The sequence below is a fragment of the Desulfobulbaceae bacterium genome (genome assembly GCA_013792005.1).
GTDB lineage: Bacteria > Desulfobacterota > Desulfobulbia > Desulfobulbales > VMSU01 > VMSU01.
On the sequence record VMSU01000082.1, the window covers coordinates 1 to 17,393 of the forward strand.

A 17,393-nucleotide genomic window follows, 5' to 3' on the forward strand; every position below is an offset into this window, starting at 1 on the left:
CGCCTTGCTCCAGGAGTAGGCGCCATCCTTTTTTGGGTCGGGCGTGATTGTGGAATCCTGAACATTCAAACCACTGGCAGAGGAATATTTGGAATATTTTATGTCTTGGGAGATTTTGTTCAGGTCGACTGCTTCCAGTGTGCCGTCAAATATCACCCCTGGCGCAAATAGTTTCTGGCCTTTCTGGTCGGGTGATAAAGGCAAGAGACCGTAGGAGAGAAAGCCGCCCTTGCTTTTTCCGATTTTCCAATATTCCGGGAAGGCGGTGGCTACCGCGACCACGTCGGGGATGTATTTGTTGTGAATAAAATCTCGCACTTCCTTGATCAGTGATTGGTAGGCGGCGATTATATCAATTCGGGGCTCCTGGGTGCAGCCGCCTGGGAAGATGGCAGTGGAGTGGGGGAATTTGCCGCCGAAGAGGGCTGCGGCACGATTGGCCTTCTTTTGAAGCTCCATTGCCTCTAAATAATGTTTTAATGCCCCGATATTGATCTCCTTGTCAGTAATATACTGCCCTGTGAGGCGAGGGAGGAATGGGGCGGCAGGAAACGCTTTGTTGCGGGAGAGTTCTGCCTGCACCCATTGCTTGACCGTAATCAGCTCCGCATCCTTGCCCGTGTAGTCAAGGACTGCGGTAATGTCGACAAAGTCAAGAGCTGAAAGTTGATAAAAGTGCAGGAGATAGTCGTAGAGGTGGTTTGCTCCTTGAATAAGGTTGTGCATGATCCGGCCATTGGCGGTTGCCTGAATTTGATAGGCGTTTTCCTGGGCATAGGAGGAGGCAATGGCATGGGCATAGGGACACACTCCGCAGATTCGCTGGGTGATTTGTTGTGCATCGAGCGGGTCGCGGCCCTGGAGAAAGATTTCAAAGCCGCGAAACATTTCGGACATACACTGGGCATCGACCACGATGCCATTATCAATGGTGGTCCGGATATTAAGGTGGCCTTCGATGCGGGTAATCGGGCCGAGATCAATCTTCATAGGGGGCTTCTCCGTGGGGGATAGCTTTTCTTGTTAGGGTGAGATGATAACTATCAGGAATCGTTGAGTAATTGATAGTGTTATTGACTTTAGCTTGATGTTGTTGGCACTTGATGTCATTGGTAATTGATGTCATTAGTATAAGTTATGGCAGTTTTAATGGAGGATGTCAAAAAGATATTTTTAGGAAAGCAAAAAGATAAAGGGCAGTGATGATCAGGGGTTGGAGAGGTGAATTGTAGTAACGACTTTTGGCGCAGAGCTAATGATCGGCGCCGGTTACGAAATCCATAATCACCCGCCACCACGCTTGATTGGTATGAAAGAGCAGGTCGTTATGCCCGGCCGCTTGGATCTGCCACATCTTTTTGGCGGAGGTGGTAATCGAGCGATATAAGTGGTCGGCATGTTGAATCGGAATGATCGTATCTTGTCCAGCAGCAACCACCGCGACTCTTCCGGGAAATGACTTGAGGTTGGCAATGGTGTCATAGCTGTCGGTAAGAAAAATCCTGACCGGTAGAAAGGGGAATTTTGCTTGGGTGATCGCTCTGAGGGTATCCCACGGAGTGATGAGGATAATTCCTTCGATAGGGATGGGTGAGTGGTTGGCCGTTGCAGCGGCCACCCCGCAGCCCAGAGATTCCCCAAGGAGGAAGATCGGCTCACCGAATTGTTCAAACGCCAGCTGTGTCGTCTCCATAGCGTCAGTGACAAAGGCTTTTTCCCCCAATTCGCCCTTGCGTCCTCCGTACCTGGGGTATTCGGCAAGGATGACTCGATACCCTAGAGGGGCCAGTGTCTCCATGTAGAATGTCCTGTCGATCGCAGTGCCGCCATTGCCATGGAAAATTATGATGGTGCCTTTTTGGGATGCGGTTTCTCTGGTAGAGACAAGGGCTCGGTACTCTGATAGGGAAGGGGAGGGCCAGGGTTTAAGGTGCGCTGCCGTAAGTGATTCCTCAGCAGGCAAGGTAGAGCTAGGGAAATAGAGGAGCGAGTGTTGGAGGTTGCAGCCGGAGAGGAGCATCACTATCACCATCAGGAGGGTGTTTCGAGCGTGGGTTGATTTTTGGGCCTGCCATTGATTTTTTGAGGGCATCAAATTTCAGTGGTTGGGTGCGTCACTGCTCCTGTGCTTGTTTAGGGGGCGGTGGTTTTTTGAAGCTACGCGGCGACTTCTCTTCCGATAGAGAGAGATTCCGTAGATCAGGGCGTTGATCACAATAACCAAACCGGCCAGCCAGAATTGGATGCCGCGCGTGAGGCCTGGGGGGTAGATGATGGGGATGAGGTAGTGTTCAACAAAACTTTCCGAATACCCGCTATCCCCTGCAGCACGGCGAAATTCTACTTCCAGTGGTGTAAGCGGGCAGATTTTGCCGGACAACTCAATATAGGCCCCCCAGCAGGCGGCAGGAATGTGGAGGAGCGCAATCCGGGGGGTACGGAGGACAAGGAAGCCTCCAAAAATGACGAATCCGATAAACAGAAGATGGAGGACGAGGACGGAGTCTGCCAAGATGAGGTATGTCATGACGATATCAGTTCCAGACTCCGGGAATATCTTCCTGGCAAAAAGTACAGCTGCCATTCTTGATGTGTTTGGTAGTGATTACGTATCCCCGCCTTTCGATGATGAGTTTTCCGCAGTTATGGCAATAGCTGTTTTCGGCCGGGTGGCCAGGCACATTGCCCACGTACACGTATCGCACTCCCGCCTTCTTGGCAATGTCCCTGGCCTTGTTCAGGGTGGACACTGGGGTTGACGGCAGCTGATTGAGTTTATAGAGCGGAGAAAAGCGGCTGAAGTGAAGGGGGCAATCCTGCAAGCCGTTGACAGAGAGCCAGTCGCACATCCGTTTGATCATCTCCAGGTTGTCGGTCCAGGTGGGGATGACGAGGTTGGTGATCTCGAGCCAGACGCCCTCTTCCTTGAAAATCTTGAGGGTGCGCAAGACTGGGTCCAGCGTGGCTCCGTTCAATTTTTCATATACCCCGGTATCGAAACTTTTAAGATCAATATTGGCGGCGTCAATTACCGCGCACAGTTTTCGCAATGGTTTTTCGTTGATGTAGCCGCTCGATTTCCAGACGTTTTTGATCTTATGAGTCCGCGCGATCGTTGCGGTGTCAAAGGCATACTCGTAAAAGGTGGTCGGTTCGGAATAGGTGTAGGCGATAGATTCGCAACCAGCTTTCAGGCACTCTGCGACCACTTGATCAGGCATCAAGTCTACATTCCTGGTCTCCAGCGGCGTCTTTTGGGAGATCTCCCAGTTCTGGCAGTTTAAACAGCGCAGATTACATCCGGCGACTGCAATCGAGAAAGCGCGGGTGGCTGGAAGAAAGTGATACAGCGGCTTTTTCTCGATGGGATCGATGTGTACGGCGCACGGGTTGCCGTAAGCGATGGAATACACGATGCCTTGATAGTTGATTCTGTTTCGGCAGATGCCGATGTCGTTTGCTGCGAGCACACAGCTGTGGGGGCATTTCAGGCATTTGATTCCGCCTTCGATATCTTTGCAGAACCAGGCCTCTTTGCTCCATTTTCCTGGGCCTTCTGGCCCAAGCAGCGAGGAGGCTGCCGCCTCATTATTCCCTGTAATCACCGAGAGCGGATCCAGGCCGAGGATACAACTGCCAAGCGCTGCGCAGCAGAGGTGCAAAAACTCTCGCTTGCTCAGCATTGGTTGGTGTCGTGGAGTTTTATTCATCGTTTTGCCCTCTTGAAAGTCAAACCCTATCTACACACCCACCCTGATCTGATACCGTCCGCGGTTGATGACACAAATCCCGGCGCTTAGGGCGGATATCCCTCCTACCAGGACGCTGACGTTTTTGATGCCAAGGAGCGGAATGGCGTAGACTGTCACAATAAGCGCGCCGATTGCCGAACCGGCAAGGTCAAGGCCGTAGAGTTCGCCGGCGACAGCCGCAACGGGACCGGTTTTTATTTGTGACGCCACCGCAAACTCCATCCCGATCAGGGCGGCTATGGTAAAGGTCATGCTGGTAAAAGTCAGGTGAACTGTAAATGGTGCAAAATCGGCCAATTGTAACCGGGGCAGCGCCACAGCCAGGATCATGCCTGCGGTTGCGACCATGAGTTGTAGGGTGATGAAGCTGTCGATTCCTGCTTGTTTGCCAAAGCGCTTGATGGACCATGATCCTGCGGCCAGCCCTGTCATGAAGGAGGTGATGACGATCCCGGTCATCTGGTAGAGAGAGCCGTACAGGGTCTGAAAGGCAATGAGTAAAATCATTTCCAGGGACGAGGCGCAAAGACCAGCAGTAAAGATGCCGAGGCCGAGAGGGTTGAATTTCCATAGTGTCATCAGTAGCGCCGCCAGGGTGAGCAAAATCCATGGTCCGCTTGAGGCCCCCAGGGAACTCAGCCAGTAGTCGAGTTGCTGAAAGTAACAGACCGGGGCGAAGTCCGTGTTTAGCGTTGCCGCAGGGTCAAGGGCTGCGGTGGTCGCCCGGCTGCGCTCTTCAAGCATCCGGTCGTTGAGGTAGTATTGGTTGACGTAAAGGGTATCAATGCCTTTCTGCTTGATGAGTCGACCGATATGAATGTCAAGAGGGGTGTCAGAGGCCAGGAAGTAGTTACGCCAGCCGGGCACAATAACAACGTTGGCGAAGATCTGTTTGAGGGTGGCGTGAAGTGAGGAGGTGAGCAGCCGTGCTTCAGGGCCCTGGTATTCGGTTGTTGGAAGCAGGCTGATGGAGATAATTCCGCCATCGGATAACACCTGCTTTAACTCCCGGAAAAATTCCACGGTAAAGTAGCGGTTGAGGTGCGCTGTCTCCGGATCGGGGAGATTGATCAATGCCACGTCATATCTTGTGGTTGTCCGGCGGACATGACGACGGGCATCGTCAGAGATTATCCGGATTCTCTGGTCGGTGAGCGACTGGGTGAAGGTTCGAGTAAGGTCGGTGATCCATGGATTGATTTCGGTGTAATCGATTGAAGTAACGTCATATTTTATGATTTCTTGTGGTGTTCCGGAAATCCCTCCCCCAACCAGGAGCACCCGGTGCGGCTTAGGGTGCTGAACCATGGTATAGTGGACCCCCTCTTCTGCCGCAGTAATATCGTTGGTCGAAGCCATCAGCACGGTATTTTCAAAAAAATTCATCTGATCGCCCTGACGAGTGACGGTCAGGTTCCCGTAGGGGGTGTCTTTGAAGGTGACGAGTTCTTGGCCGGGAAAGAGAAATCTTCGGGTCCGGCTGTCGGGGTCGGCAATGCCTACGATCAGGGCTGCAGCAATAAGAAGCGCTCCGCACACTGCGGCGAGACGGTGGTGATTGCCGTGCGTCACCAAGATTGCGAGGGAGAGATCAAGGAGCAGGAGCAGGGCAAGGGCCTGAAAGGTATCAAGCCGGGGAGAAGCAACAGTGTGAATACTGTGCCGCCAACTGCGCTCCCGAGAGATTCCCAGGAGTAAGACAAGGCGATGAGGTTTTCCCCTCTCTGCTGTGACAGGCTGGCTGCAAAAAAAAGCGAAGGAGAAGCCGGAGAGCAGGCAGAACGGGGTGAGCAGGGCCAGTGAGTAGAAAAGGGATTGGTTGATGCCGAGTATGATCCCTGGGAGAAAGACGATATTGCGGAGAATGCGGAGCAGGGAGACGGTGATCATCGGCAGCAGTGCCAGTCCGATCAGGACAAGGGTAATGGTGACGGGGCGGCTGACGTGGCGTTCGGAAAACTTCCCTAGAAACGAGCCAAGTCCGGTCAGGATCATCCAGTTCGCCAGCACAATGCCGATAATCAGCTCATTGCCGTAAAAGACCGATAGGAACTCCTTGAGCAGGACGATCTGGGCGCTGATGGAAGTCGCGCCAACTGCGGCAAGGGCCGCGACGAGCAGGGCAGCGGACTCGGAGGAGGGGAGGTGTGATTTGCCGGGATAATCCCTCTGCCCCTGTTCCGCGTGAACCGCCATGGCGGCTACGGACCTTGGTGCCTTTCGCCGAAGACTAAGGCCTCGTATACATAGAGTTCGGCATCCTTCCATCCGTCCCAGCCTATCCCGGCCTTGTCTCTGGAGCAGTGACCTAGAAACTCATGTTTGGTCCAGCCGGTCTCCGTGGCTACTTGGGGAAGAAAGGTGCCCGAGCGCAGTCCTTGGCGGATATAGATCCCATGCTTGCCTAATTCAAGCTCATGAACAGAGTTGATCTTTTTCATGGGGGTGAGCACGGATATTTCAATAGTAAGATCCTTCACTTCGTCTTCCGCGACAGGGGTGAACCGATTGTCCCGAGAAGCTGCGGCAATTGCCATGTCCTGCACCACCGAATACAGTGGCCCCAAGGCATCGAACTGGCCGATGCAGCCACGTAACTGGCCATTATTCTTGAGAGTGACAAAAGCGCCGCACGGCATGGTGAGTATATCGGAGAGGGAATCGGGATTAATTTCTGGTATGGGTTGCCTCGTCACATAGCGCGCGACTGTATTTCTGGCAATTTTAAGCAGTGTCTCTTTGTCCTTAGGGGTGAGCACAAAGGATGTCTGTTCCATTTCGGATTTTTCTTGCTTGGTAACCGTGAGGGCATGGTAGCCAACGACCCGTCTCTTGTCTCCGTCCGGGGTGTCGCCGGAGTTTTTGTACTGGATCGGATGATAGGCGAAGTCGGAAGAGGCTGAGGTCATGTACATCAGGGTCAGGACCCCGGAGGCCCCGCACAGGGTCGTTGCCAGATTGCGGATGTTGGACTCCTCGTGGCCGCGCATGGTCGTGATCAAGGTGTCTGGAGAGTTAGAGACGATAGCATTGGCAACCGATTTGTCTACGGCAACTGCATCGTTATAGTCCGGATAGTGAGAAAAGTCGGTGCTGATGACGAAGAGGTTGTGGTCGTTCATGTAAGGGAGGAGCGCCTCGCCGATTGCGCGACAGGTCTCTGGGCTATTGTGGCCCAGGACAATGGGGACGATCCTGAAAGGTTTTTTTAAGTGCTGCTGGAGGAAAGGAACCTGCACCTCGACACTATGCTCAACTGCATGGGCATCTGTCCGGGTGGTGAATAATTTGGACTTTTCGACCAACTCTTCGCCAAGTTCGCGATTAACCACAACTGTGCCTAGCGGGGTGGTGAAATTTCCGGTGCAGTAAACGGCAGCCCCTTCAAAGCCGATCCGGTGGCTGGGGCCAAGGATGAAGATGGTGTTATAGCTTGCGTCCGGATCAAGTTGGTTGAACCCTGAGGCGGCAACGAGACCGGAGTATTCGTATCCGGCATGGGGGACAATGATTGCGCTGATATGGCCTAGATTCTTTCGAGCAATGGCCTTGGTAAACAGAGTGGTGAGCATTTGTTTTAGTTCGTCCGCCCGGCCCGGATAAAACATGCCCGCGACAGCAGGTTGACGGTCTTCTGGGCGTTTTTGAGCATGGCTGATCACGGCAAGAACGAGCAGGGGGAGGAGGAAGGCGAGTGATTTGTATGTGAGCATAGCGAGCCTCCACGGAGAGAAGGGCTTGATCTGGAAGATGGGGACCTGAATACAGATGCCTATATTGAATATTTACCAAGAATGTACTGTAAAGTCAAAGATACATTAAAAAAATATATTTAATGCTAACATTGTGCTAGCCTGTTACTGTCAGTCAATCATTGTGATAGAAGTGCTACCTTGTATTATAGGAATGTGATTTCTGCGAGTGTAACTGCCTGGAAAGTTACTTTCTTTACCTTGTTTCTGTCGGAAGGATATACATAGCACATCCGCTATCCTCACTATTTTCCTGTTATTGCTTCGGTGGGCAAATAGTGTAGCCTCTCTTTTTTTTTTGATAAATTGGAATAAAGTAATAAGTTCAATATGTCGCTTTTTACGCTTCCTTCATCGCTTGACTATTAAGTTGCCTGAGCAATACATTAATTTAACAGTGACAGATTGGAGCAGTATGTGTGTAAAGTTCGGTAATGGACGAAAAGTCTCTCAAACCTCCTCCTGTTGTGGGAGGAGGGAATAATCAGCTTAAGGTAATGTGATAAAGAAGAACTATGACCACAAAGAAAAACTCCATAGCTAAACGTAACGTCGCAAAATCTAAGCATACGCTTGACGAGAAGCTTGATAGTGGCTCCAGTCAAGATCAGTCAACTGAGAAACGGAGCACGAAAACAAAGAAAGGAGACCTTCCCGCCACTTCGGTGGATTTTCCGATTGTTGGCATCGGGGCCTCTGCCGGAGGCCTCTCGGCCTATGAGGCCTTTTTTTCCGGGATGCCTGCCGATATCGATCCGGACATGGCCTTTGTTCTGGTGCCGCATCTGGCTCCTGACCACAAGAGTTACCTTCGTGATCTGATCCAACGCTTAACCCGAATGCAGGTTTTCGAGGCCGAGGATGGGGTGACTGTCAAACCTAACTGTGTGTATATTATTCCTCCTAACCGTGACATGGCCTTTATGAAAGGCAAGTTGCAGTTGTTGAAACCGGTATCTCCGCATGGACAGCGATTGCCGATTGATTTTTTCTTTCGTTCTTTGGCTCAGGATCGGCGTGAAAAAGCGATCTGTGTCGTTCTCTCTGGCACAGGACGTGATGGCATGATGGGGGCACGGGAGGTTAAGGGCGAGGGTGGTATGGTCATGGCCCAGCAACCTGAATCTGCTGAATACGATGGTATGCCGTGTAGTGCCATTGCCACCGGCTTGGTGGACTATATTCTGCCCCCTGCTGAAATGCCGGAGCAATTGATTCTCTATGCCTCCCATTTTTTTCATAATAGGACCAGATCATTTGTTCCTTTATCTTCCAGGGGGGGAGATGTCTTCAATAAAATTTTTGTGTTGCTTCGAGACCAGACCGGGCATGATTTTTCCGAATATAAAGAGAATACTATTTTTCGACGAGTGGAACGGCGGATGGTTGTTCACCAGATCGAACGGATTGACGAATATATTCAGTATTTGCAGTGTAACCCGGTTGAGACTCAGGCCCTTTTTTGTGATCTCCTGATTGGGGTTACCAGTTTTTTTCGGGATCCTGACTCGTTTGCCGTGCTGGCTTCCCACATCAGATCACAATTTTTTACCCATAACCCAACCGCTGTCACAATTAGGGTATGGGTTCCGGCCTGTTCCACTGGTGAAGAGGCCTATTCCATCGCCATCCTGCTTCATGAGCAAATGGATGCGCTGCATCAACATTTTAAGGTTCAGATCTTTGCTACCGATATCGATAGTCATGCCATTGAAATGGCCCGCTTGGGAACGTATCCGGTGAGTATTGCCAGAGATATTTCTGCTGAGCGGTTGGCAAAATTTTTTACTTTGCAAGCCGACGGCAATACCTATCGCATTAATAAGGGTATCCGCGATATGCTGGTTTTTTCCGAGCAGGATGTGATCAGAGACCCACCTTTTTCCAAACTTGATCTGGTCAGTTGCCGCAACTTGTTGATCTACATGAGCAGTGCGTTGCAGAAGAAGCTGATCGCTTTATTTCACTATGCCTTGAATTCGGGAGGCCTTCTTTTTTTAGGTACGTCTGAAAGTGTGGGCGATTTAAGGGGTCTCTTTATTTCTCTTGATCGTAAGGCTAAACTCTACCAGAGCAAAGATAGTGCTCTTGGCGAACAGCGCCATGCATTGAGGAAATTCATCAAGCCCATGATGGGAGATGAGGTTGCACCACAAGATATCGGTCCTGCTTATAGCGGCAGAAGGCTGACCCGACGTGAGTTGGTCGAGCGAGTTCTGTTGCAGCATTACACTCCGGCCAGCATTTTGGTGAACAAAGCAGGAGAGATCCTTTATGTTCATGGCCGCACCGGCAGGTATTTGGAAATGGCTGCGGGCGATATCGGAGTCAATGTCCTGAAAATGGCGCGTGAAGGGCTTCGTCGCGACTTGATCACCGCCTTGCACACAGCGATCACTCAGCAAGAGACGGTGAGGCGCTCTGGTCTCAGGGTCAAAACTAACGGCGATTTCAGTGTTGTTAATCTGACGGTGACTCCGGTGGTTCTAGGTTTTGAAGAGTCCAGCACTTCGGCTCTGCTCAGTCAGGGTAATCTGAGTGTGTCGGGGGAGCCTGGTGTCAGTGAATTCAGGGCGAGGCGTGAGGTGCCTACTGATCCGTTCTTGTACTTGATCATTGTAGAAGAGGTCGGGGAGGTGGATGAGGCACTAGCCAGCAAGGTTAGTTTAGGGGATCTTGCAGAAGCTGCGGAAATGTCCCCTGATGCTCAAGCGCTCATCTCTTCCCTGCGCCAAGAACTGCGGGCCAAGGAGGAATATCTGCAGAGTGCCACCGAAGAACTGGAGGCCTCAGGTGAGGAGATGCAGTCTGTTAACGAGGAGCTTCAATCTTCAAACGAGGAGCTCGAGACCTCTAAAGAGGAGCTGCAATCAATCAACGAGGAGTTGACCACAGTCAATACTGAGCTGCATAACAAGGTTGTCGATTTGTTGCGGTCCAACAATGACTTGAACAACCTGCTTGCCGGTACCGGCGTCGGCACTATCTTTGTGGATCAGAAGATGCTCATTCAGCGCTTCACCCCTGCCGCCTGTCTGCTGGTCAATCTGATCCCGTCAGATGTGGGCCGACCTGTGGGACATACGGTAACCAATCTGGTGAACTATACTAACTTGGAGGAGGATGTGAAGGCGGTACTTGATAGTTTGGTGCCAAGAGATATTGAAGTGAAAAGCAAGTCGGGAGCTTGGTTCTTGATGTCCATCCGGCCGTATCGCACCCTGGAGAATGTGGCTGAAGGAGCGGTTATCAATTTTGTGGAGATTACCAAGATGGTAGACGCCCAGGAATCATTGCGGCGCTTGGCGGTGGTGGTCAATGATTCCCACGATGCCATTACCATGCAGGATCTGGCCGGACGTATTTTGGCCTGGAATTCCGCAGCCCAAAGAATGTACGGTTGGACCGAGGCCGAGGCGCTGGCAATGAATATCCGGGAATTGATCCCTGAGAGTTTACGGGATGAGGCGATGGAAAAGGTTCAGCAGCTTATTTGCGCGGAAAAGATTCTGCCTTATACAACTCAAAGGCTCACCAAAGATGGCCAGAATCGTACTGTATCGATTACCGCTACCGCCCTTTTGGACAAGGACGGGAAAGTCTATGCCATTGCCACAACGGAACGCAGTCAAGGTCTGGAAATTCAGAGGAGAGGATGAAGAACACCGTGGTTCTCAATTGTTTTGAGCTGTTTTGTCTTTGCTGCCCGGTTCTCTTCGGCTTCGCTCTAGGAACTGTCATATGGTGTGAATCGGTTATCGATTAATGTCTGTAAGTTGAGCTAGGATGGTTAGCGGTCATGAATAATAAAGGAGGGGATCTTGGCAAAAAAAGAAAATATTCCTGAAAAGCAAGAGGCCCTGCGTTTACAAGCAGAGGAGAAGATTATTGCTCCGACCGGTCACATGGATAAACAGACCGCTCAAGTTTTTTACGAGCTGCGAGTGCATCAGATTGAACTAGAGATGCAGAATGAGGAATTGCGTCGCACCCAGCAGGAATTGGAGGCCTCACGGGCCTGTTATTTTGATCTCTACAATCTGGCCCCGGTTGGCTATTGTACCCTCGATCGATCGGGAGTGATTCTGGAGGCAAACCTTACTGCCGCGACCCAGCTTGGAGTGGTGCGCGGCGAGCTGGTCAATCAGTCAATCAGCCGCTTTATCTACCCTGATGATCAGGACATTAATTCGCAGCATCGCAAACTGCTTTTTGAAACCGGCCTGCCTCAGGCCTGCGAGTTGAGACTGATTCGTCCCGATGCCACCTCCTTCTGGGCACGACTGGAGATCAATCTTGCCCATAGCGCCGACGGCTTGCCATTATGCCGGGTTGTGATCAGCGATATTACCGCGATCAAGCAGATGGAAGAGTCCCTGCGGCAGAGCGCAGTAAAGTTCCGCACCGTGGCTGATTTTACCTATGATTGGGAGTATTGGCTCGGGCCTGATGGTGATTTTCTGTACTGCTCTCCCTCCTGTCAGAAGGTTACGGGGCATTCGGTGGCGGTTTTCGAACACGACCCTTCCCTGCTGCGCGCACTTATTCATCCTGATGATTTAGCCGCCTATGACCAGCATTGCCACGCTGCCAGGGAACAGCGATTAGCACAAGAACTTGAATTCAGGATCATTCGTGCCGATGGCTCAATTCGATGGCAGTGGATTTCCCATGTCTGTCAGCCTGTTTATGATGATAATGGTAAATTTCTAGGGACTCGAGGAAGTTGCCGGGACATTACCGAGCGGAAGCTTTTGGAGGCTGAGGTCATAAAGGACAGAAATCTTGCCTCGCTTGGTGTTCTGGCAGGGGGTATTGCTCACGATTTTAACAATCTGTTTCAGGGGCTTTTTGGTAATCTGGCACTTGCTAAGATGAATATTGAAAAATCGAGCAAGGCGTATCCCTTTTTGCAAAATGCGGAGAATGTGTTCGATGCAGCGACCAGACTCACCAGTCAGCTTATCGCTTTTTCTACTGGCGGCATCTCAATTTTGATCACCATCCAGCCGGCGCCTCACATCAAGCAAGAGGTAGTTGCCTGTATGGCCGGATCTGACCTGGCGGTTGAATTTTATTTTGCTGATAACCTCTGGTCTATCAATGTTGATCCGAACCAATTTCGTGAAGTCATAAAGCAGATGGTGTGGAACGCGAAGGACGCCATGCATTCAATATCTCGGGGTAAGCTTAAAATAGTGGCCACCAACGAAGTTGTACAAGAGTCTGGGCATGGCGCGTGCCCAACCCTTGCTCCAGGTAACTATGTGAAAATTTCAATCAAGGATCAGGGATGTGGAATTAAAAGTAACCATCTGTCCAGCATCTTCGATCCTTATTTTTCAACCAAGCAGCCTGGGTGCCAGAAGGGCATGGGGCTTGGGCTTGCCTTGTGCGATACCATTGTCCGTAAGCATGGCGGAGCGATTGTGGTGAATACCAAGCCAGATAAGGGGTCCACCTTTCATATCTATATTCCGGCTGTGGTGTCGGTTGCCCGGAAGGTGGAGAAGGTAACTGATCAGGATGATCAGGGGAGAGGGCCACGAATTCTGATTATGGACGACAATGCTACGATTGTGCAAGTGACGACAAATTTCTTGAAGATTTCCGGTTTTCGAGTTGACGCGGTTGCGGACGGTGATGAAGCGGTCAAGGCTGTGACGGAAGCATATTCAGTTAGCGATCCCTATGTGGTTGTCATTCTAGATTTAACGATTCCCGGCGGCAAGGGTGGGAAGGAGGTGGTCTCTGTTCTCAGAACGATTGATCCTGGAGTAAAGACCATGGTCTCAAGCGGTTATACCAGCGATGAGGCCATGATTGACTTTGCCAATTACGGATTTGATGCCGCTTGCGCCAAGCCCTACCTGCTGGCGGAGTTGAAAGAGCAGGTAGAGCGATTGTTGAGTGAACGTCAGGGCTAAGGATGTTGGCTCTGGGATCGAGAAGTATCTTATGCCGATTGCTCAATACGCGGCAGGTGGAGGGTGAATACGCTTCCTTTTCCTAAGTCACTTTTTACCGTCACCGAGCCGCCATGGGCCTGGACGATGTGTTTGACGATGGCCAGTCCCAGTCCGGTCCCGCCCAGTTTGCGACTGCGGGCCTTGTCGCTGCGGTAGAAGCGTTCGAAGATGCGGGGAAGGTGTTCTTTGGCGATGCCGCAGCCGGAGTCGGTGACGGAAATCGTTACCTCCTGCTGGTCCTCGTGGACCTCTAGCCTGACTTCACTATGTTCTGCGCTATATTTGATGGCGTTGATCAGCAGATTGGTAACCGCCTGTTCCAGGAGGCGGGCATTCATCAGGACCGATACGGTATCTCCGCAGCGCAGGGGTAAGGAGATATGTTTTTCACTGGCGCGTATTGAGACTGCTTCAAGGCAATTGCGCAGGATTGGGGTCAGGCGACCGGGGTGTAGTTCGATTTCGTCATTGCCGGCTTCTTGCTCGATGCGGGAGAGGGATAGGAGGTCGTCGATGATGGCATTCAAGCGGTTGGCTTGTTTTAAGACGATGTGGAGGAAGCGTTCCATGTCATCGGGCAGGCCGGGTGCCTGGTCGCAGATCGTTTCCACAAAGCCCATAATCGAGGTGATTGGGGTTTTTAATTCATGGGAGACATTGGCGACGAATTCTCGACGCATATCTTCAAGCCGTCGCATCCTGGTGACGTCATATAACACGATCAGGGCACCCATGTGCTGTCCTTGGTCGCCATAGAGTGAAGTGCCGCTGGCGTTGAAGTGCTGTCCGGTGGCTCCGACTCCAAAGACAATCTCGTCTCTGGATATCGGGGTTTGGCTCTTTAACGCTTCTCTGACAAATTTCAATAGTCCGGCGTGTCGCACTGTTTCGACAATTGGCTTGCCTATCCCTCTGTGAGCGTTGCTTCCTAACAACCGGAAGGCTGCTTCGTTCATGTGTTCGATTCGTTCTTCCTGATCAATGACAATCACTGCTTCGACCATACTCTTGAACACAGCTTCTAGCTCATTTTTCTGTTGAGTTACGGTCTTGACTCGCTCGTCGAGTTCTACGGCCATCTGATTAAGGGCTTCCGCCAGCCCTGCCACTTCTTTGGAGACAGCTCCGTCTGCGATTGAAATTTTCTTGTTGAAGTCATGGCGGCCAAATCGTTCCGCGATGTGTTGCATGTCTTCAAGGGGGCGACTGATCCGTCGCGAAACAAAGAGGGTGGCGGCTACTGCCAAGAGGAGCAGGATTAGTGAAGCCAGGAACATCTTAACAGTTACATCGCGCATCAGGAGATCAAGTGAGGTTGGCGGGATTGACAGCCTGATAACGCCGAGTACTGCCGGTTCCGGCTTGGCTGTATCTTGATCGGCGAGCAGGGGAAGGGCGGCATAAAGCATTCTTTTCCGGCCTTTTTTGCTGAGACGGGCAGAGGTCCCCTCTTTTCCAGAGAGGGCGATTGCCACTTCCTCACGGTCACCATGGTTGTCCATGGTTGCCGGGTCTTCCTTGGAGTCTGCGATTACTGTTCCATCAGTTGAAATAACGGTAATTTTTGATCGGGACTCATCGCCAAGGATACGGCATTGTTCCTTGATCAGTTGGAGGTTATTGGCCAGCAGAGCGGGGCGAAGCTGTTTGAGGACCAGGTGAGAGCGAACGTTCAGGTCGTTCAGCGCCTGAGTGGTATAAAAGGCTTTAAGGTAGTGGGAGACAAAGAATCCGCTGGCAATGATGGTCAGAATGATGACCAGTACTGTGGGGGGAAAGATTTGCCAGAGTAGGCGTTTGCGGGCCATAGTCTTATCCTTTGAATTTGTATCCGATACCGCGGACGGTCTCGATGTAGTGTTGTTTTGAGCCGAGTTTTTTACGAAGCGAAGCGATTTGGACATCCACGGTTCGGTCTGTCACGGCAAAATCTCCGTCATGAACTGCGTTGTTTATCTGGTCGCGGGAGAAAACCCAGCCTGGTTTTTCGGCCAGGAACCGTAGGATTCTGAATTCACTGGTGGTCAGGGCGAGGATGGCGCCTGCTACTTTAACCTCGTGACGGGTCGGGTCAATGGACAGGTCTTCGTTGAGGATTGTCTTGGTGTCGGAAGAGGGTGGGGCAGGAGGGATATGATCGCCCCGTCTGAGCACCGCCCTGATCCTGGCGAGCAGGACCTTGGGGCTGAATGGTTTTGGGATGTAGTCATCGGCCCCCAGGTTTAAGCCGGCAACAATATCACTCTCCTCTGTCTTGGCTGTCAGCATGATGACCGGGATTGGTGTGGCTGTGGAATTATTTTTGATCATTTTGCACAGATTGAGACCATCGATCCCGGGAAGCATCACGTCTAGGAGGATGAGTGAGGGGTGTTCCAGCTTAAGAGCGGCAAGCATTTCCTCGCCAGTGGTAAAGCCTTGCACCGTAAAGCCTTCCTTGGCCAAGTTGTAGTAAATCAAGGCGAGGATGTCTTCCTCGTCTTCTACCACCCATATTGTTTCTTGACTTATCATTCGTTTTCCTTGTGAGTTTTCACCAATCAAAGCGCATTTTTTAATTAATCAGAAATTAACTGACTGTTCATCGCCTTTTAACACAGGGGGGCTATTGTCATTCCTAACGGTAAGGGCGTGGTCGGGAGCAGAGTAGATCTGGCCATCAGAGGTTGATTGTTGCTACCATAAAGAAAGGAGAACGGAAAATGTATCTTTTTTAGCGGGGTAATTAAATTTTAATAATATCTTAACACAATATTAACAATTGGCGTGTAGAAACCAGATCAATCAGTCAAAATCCAACAAAGGAGCTTGTCATGACCGCTTTATTTACACTCTCGACTACCAAAAAGTTTATGGCCTCGGCCCTCATAGCCTTGGCCTTGCCGCTTGCCGCCACTGTGGCTACAGCAAGCGATGTGAAAATCGATCCGAATCTCCCCGTGTATCAGCCGACAACCGGTGTTGCCGGCAATATGGACAGTATTGGTTCCGACACCTTGAACAATCTCATGACTTTTTGGGCCGAGTCGTTTAAGAAGCATTATCCAAATGTCAAGATTCAGGTGGAGGGGAAGGGGTCCAGCACCGCACCTCCAGCCCTGATCGCAGGTACTGCTAACATCGCTCCCATGTCCCGTAAGATGAAGAGCACCGAAGAGGACGAGTTTGAGAAGAAGTACGGTTTTAAACCCACTCCGATCGGTGTTGCCCTTGATTCCCTGGCTGTCTTTGTGAACAAGGATAACCCGGTTTCCTCTCTTACCATGCAGCAGGTGGATGCTATCTTCTCCAAGACCAGAAAGAGCGGCGCTCCGGCAGACATCACTACCTGGAAGGACATTGCCCTTGATAGTCCGTTGGCAAAACAGCCGATTAGCCTTTACGGTCGTAACTCTGCTTCCGGTACTTATGGTTACTTTAAGGAACGCGCCTTGGCCAAGGGTGATTACAAGGATACTGTTAAGGAGCAGCCGGGATCTGCTGCGGTGGTTATGGGCATTACTGAGGATCGAGCCGGTATCGGTTACTCCGGCATTGGGTATGTTACCTCCGGGGTGAGGCCTCTTGCCTTGGCGGCCAAGGAGGGTGCACAGGCCTATGAGGCCAACATGGACAATGTGTTGAAAGGTAAATACCCACTGTCTAGAATGCTTTATGTCTATGTCATTAAAGAGCCAAACAAGCCTTTGGCTCCGTTACAGCGGGAGTTTTTGAAGTTTGTCCTTTCTGCTGAAGGTCAGGAAATCGTGGTGAAGGATGGGTATATGCCTCTGCCTGCCGCGATTGTCGAGAAGGAGTTGCAGAAGTTGTAATAACCGAAAAGAGTGCTTGATGCGGTGGAGTTTCCTCTCCTCTCCCGGCCTCTTTTTTTTCATTGAAAGACAACGCTCGGGGAAGCAGGTAGATTGTCTGCTCTCCCG

11 protein-coding genes are annotated in these 17,393 nt (G+C 51.2%); 3 read left to right on the plus strand and 8 right to left on the minus strand.

All coding sequences use genetic code 11. From position 1 onward, the window contains the following. From FP815_04285 to amrB, 6 genes are all read right to left on the minus strand, one after another. Positions 1-990 (minus strand): nickel-dependent hydrogenase large subunit (locus FP815_04285; protein ID MBA3014155.1); only part of this gene is annotated, 990 nt, incomplete at its 3' end. Positions 991-1,252: 262 nt separating this feature from the next. Beyond that, positions 1,253-2,092, minus strand: coding sequence for an alpha/beta hydrolase (locus tag FP815_04290; GenBank protein MBA3014156.1), 840 nt, complete (start codon positions 2,090-2,092; stop codon positions 1,253-1,255). A 6-nt stretch (positions 2,093-2,098) separates the two neighbouring features. After that, positions 2,099-2,527 carry a DUF2784 domain-containing protein gene (locus FP815_04295; protein ID MBA3014157.1) on the minus strand — a complete coding sequence of 143 codons (429 nt, stop codon included), beginning with the start codon at positions 2,525-2,527 and terminating at the stop codon, positions 2,099-2,101. A gap of 7 nt (positions 2,528-2,534) precedes the next feature. Further along, positions 2,535-3,683 (minus strand): AmmeMemoRadiSam system radical SAM enzyme, encoded by a 1,149-nt coding sequence (amrS, locus tag FP815_04300; GenBank protein MBA3014158.1) that lies wholly within the window; start codon positions 3,681-3,683, stop codon positions 2,535-2,537. A gap of 57 nt (positions 3,684-3,740) precedes the next feature. Next, a complete protein-coding gene (locus FP815_04305) occupies positions 3,741-6,020 on the minus strand; it encodes a hypothetical protein (GenBank protein ID MBA3014159.1) in 2,280 nt (759 codons plus the stop codon). Further along, on the minus strand, positions 5,954-7,465 hold the full coding sequence (gene amrB, locus FP815_04310; GenBank protein ID MBA3014160.1) for an AmmeMemoRadiSam system protein B: 1,512 nt from the start codon (positions 7,463-7,465) through the stop codon (positions 5,954-5,956). The genes FP815_04305 and amrB overlap by 67 nt, the downstream gene beginning before the upstream one ends. 554 nt (positions 7,466-8,019) lie before the next feature. On the opposite strand from amrB, the gene FP815_04315 reads away from it, so the two are divergent. Together FP815_04315 and FP815_04320 are read left to right on the plus strand one after the other, a co-directional pair. After that, on the plus strand, positions 8,020-11,163 hold the full coding sequence (locus FP815_04315) for a PAS domain S-box protein (protein ID MBA3014161.1): 3,144 nt from the start codon (positions 8,020-8,022) through the stop codon (positions 11,161-11,163). A 162-nt stretch (positions 11,164-11,325) separates the two neighbouring features. Continuing rightward, the gene (locus FP815_04320; GenBank protein MBA3014162.1) at positions 11,326-13,431 is read left to right on the plus strand and encodes a PAS domain S-box protein; all 2,106 of its coding nucleotides are present in this window, start codon (positions 11,326-11,328) and stop codon (positions 13,429-13,431) included. Positions 13,432-13,460: 29 nt separating this feature from the next. On the opposite strand, the gene FP815_04325 is transcribed toward FP815_04320, so the two are convergent. Further along, positions 13,461-15,377: a HAMP domain-containing protein gene (locus FP815_04325; GenBank protein ID MBA3014163.1), complete on the minus strand. Its 1,917-nt coding sequence runs from the start codon at positions 15,375-15,377 to the stop codon at positions 13,461-13,463. After that, positions 15,286-15,984: a response regulator transcription factor gene (locus FP815_04330; GenBank protein ID MBA3014164.1), complete on the minus strand. Its 699-nt coding sequence runs from the start codon at positions 15,982-15,984 to the stop codon at positions 15,286-15,288. The genes FP815_04325 and FP815_04330 overlap by 92 nt, the downstream gene beginning before the upstream one ends. A 341-nt stretch (positions 15,985-16,325) precedes the next feature. Here FP815_04330 and FP815_04335 point away from each other — a divergent pair, with 341 nt between their 5' ends. Continuing rightward, entirely contained in the window at positions 16,326-17,285 is a 960-nt protein-coding gene (locus tag FP815_04335; protein ID MBA3014165.1) for a phosphate ABC transporter substrate-binding protein, read from the plus strand. Positions 17,286-17,393 lie beyond the last annotated feature (108 nt).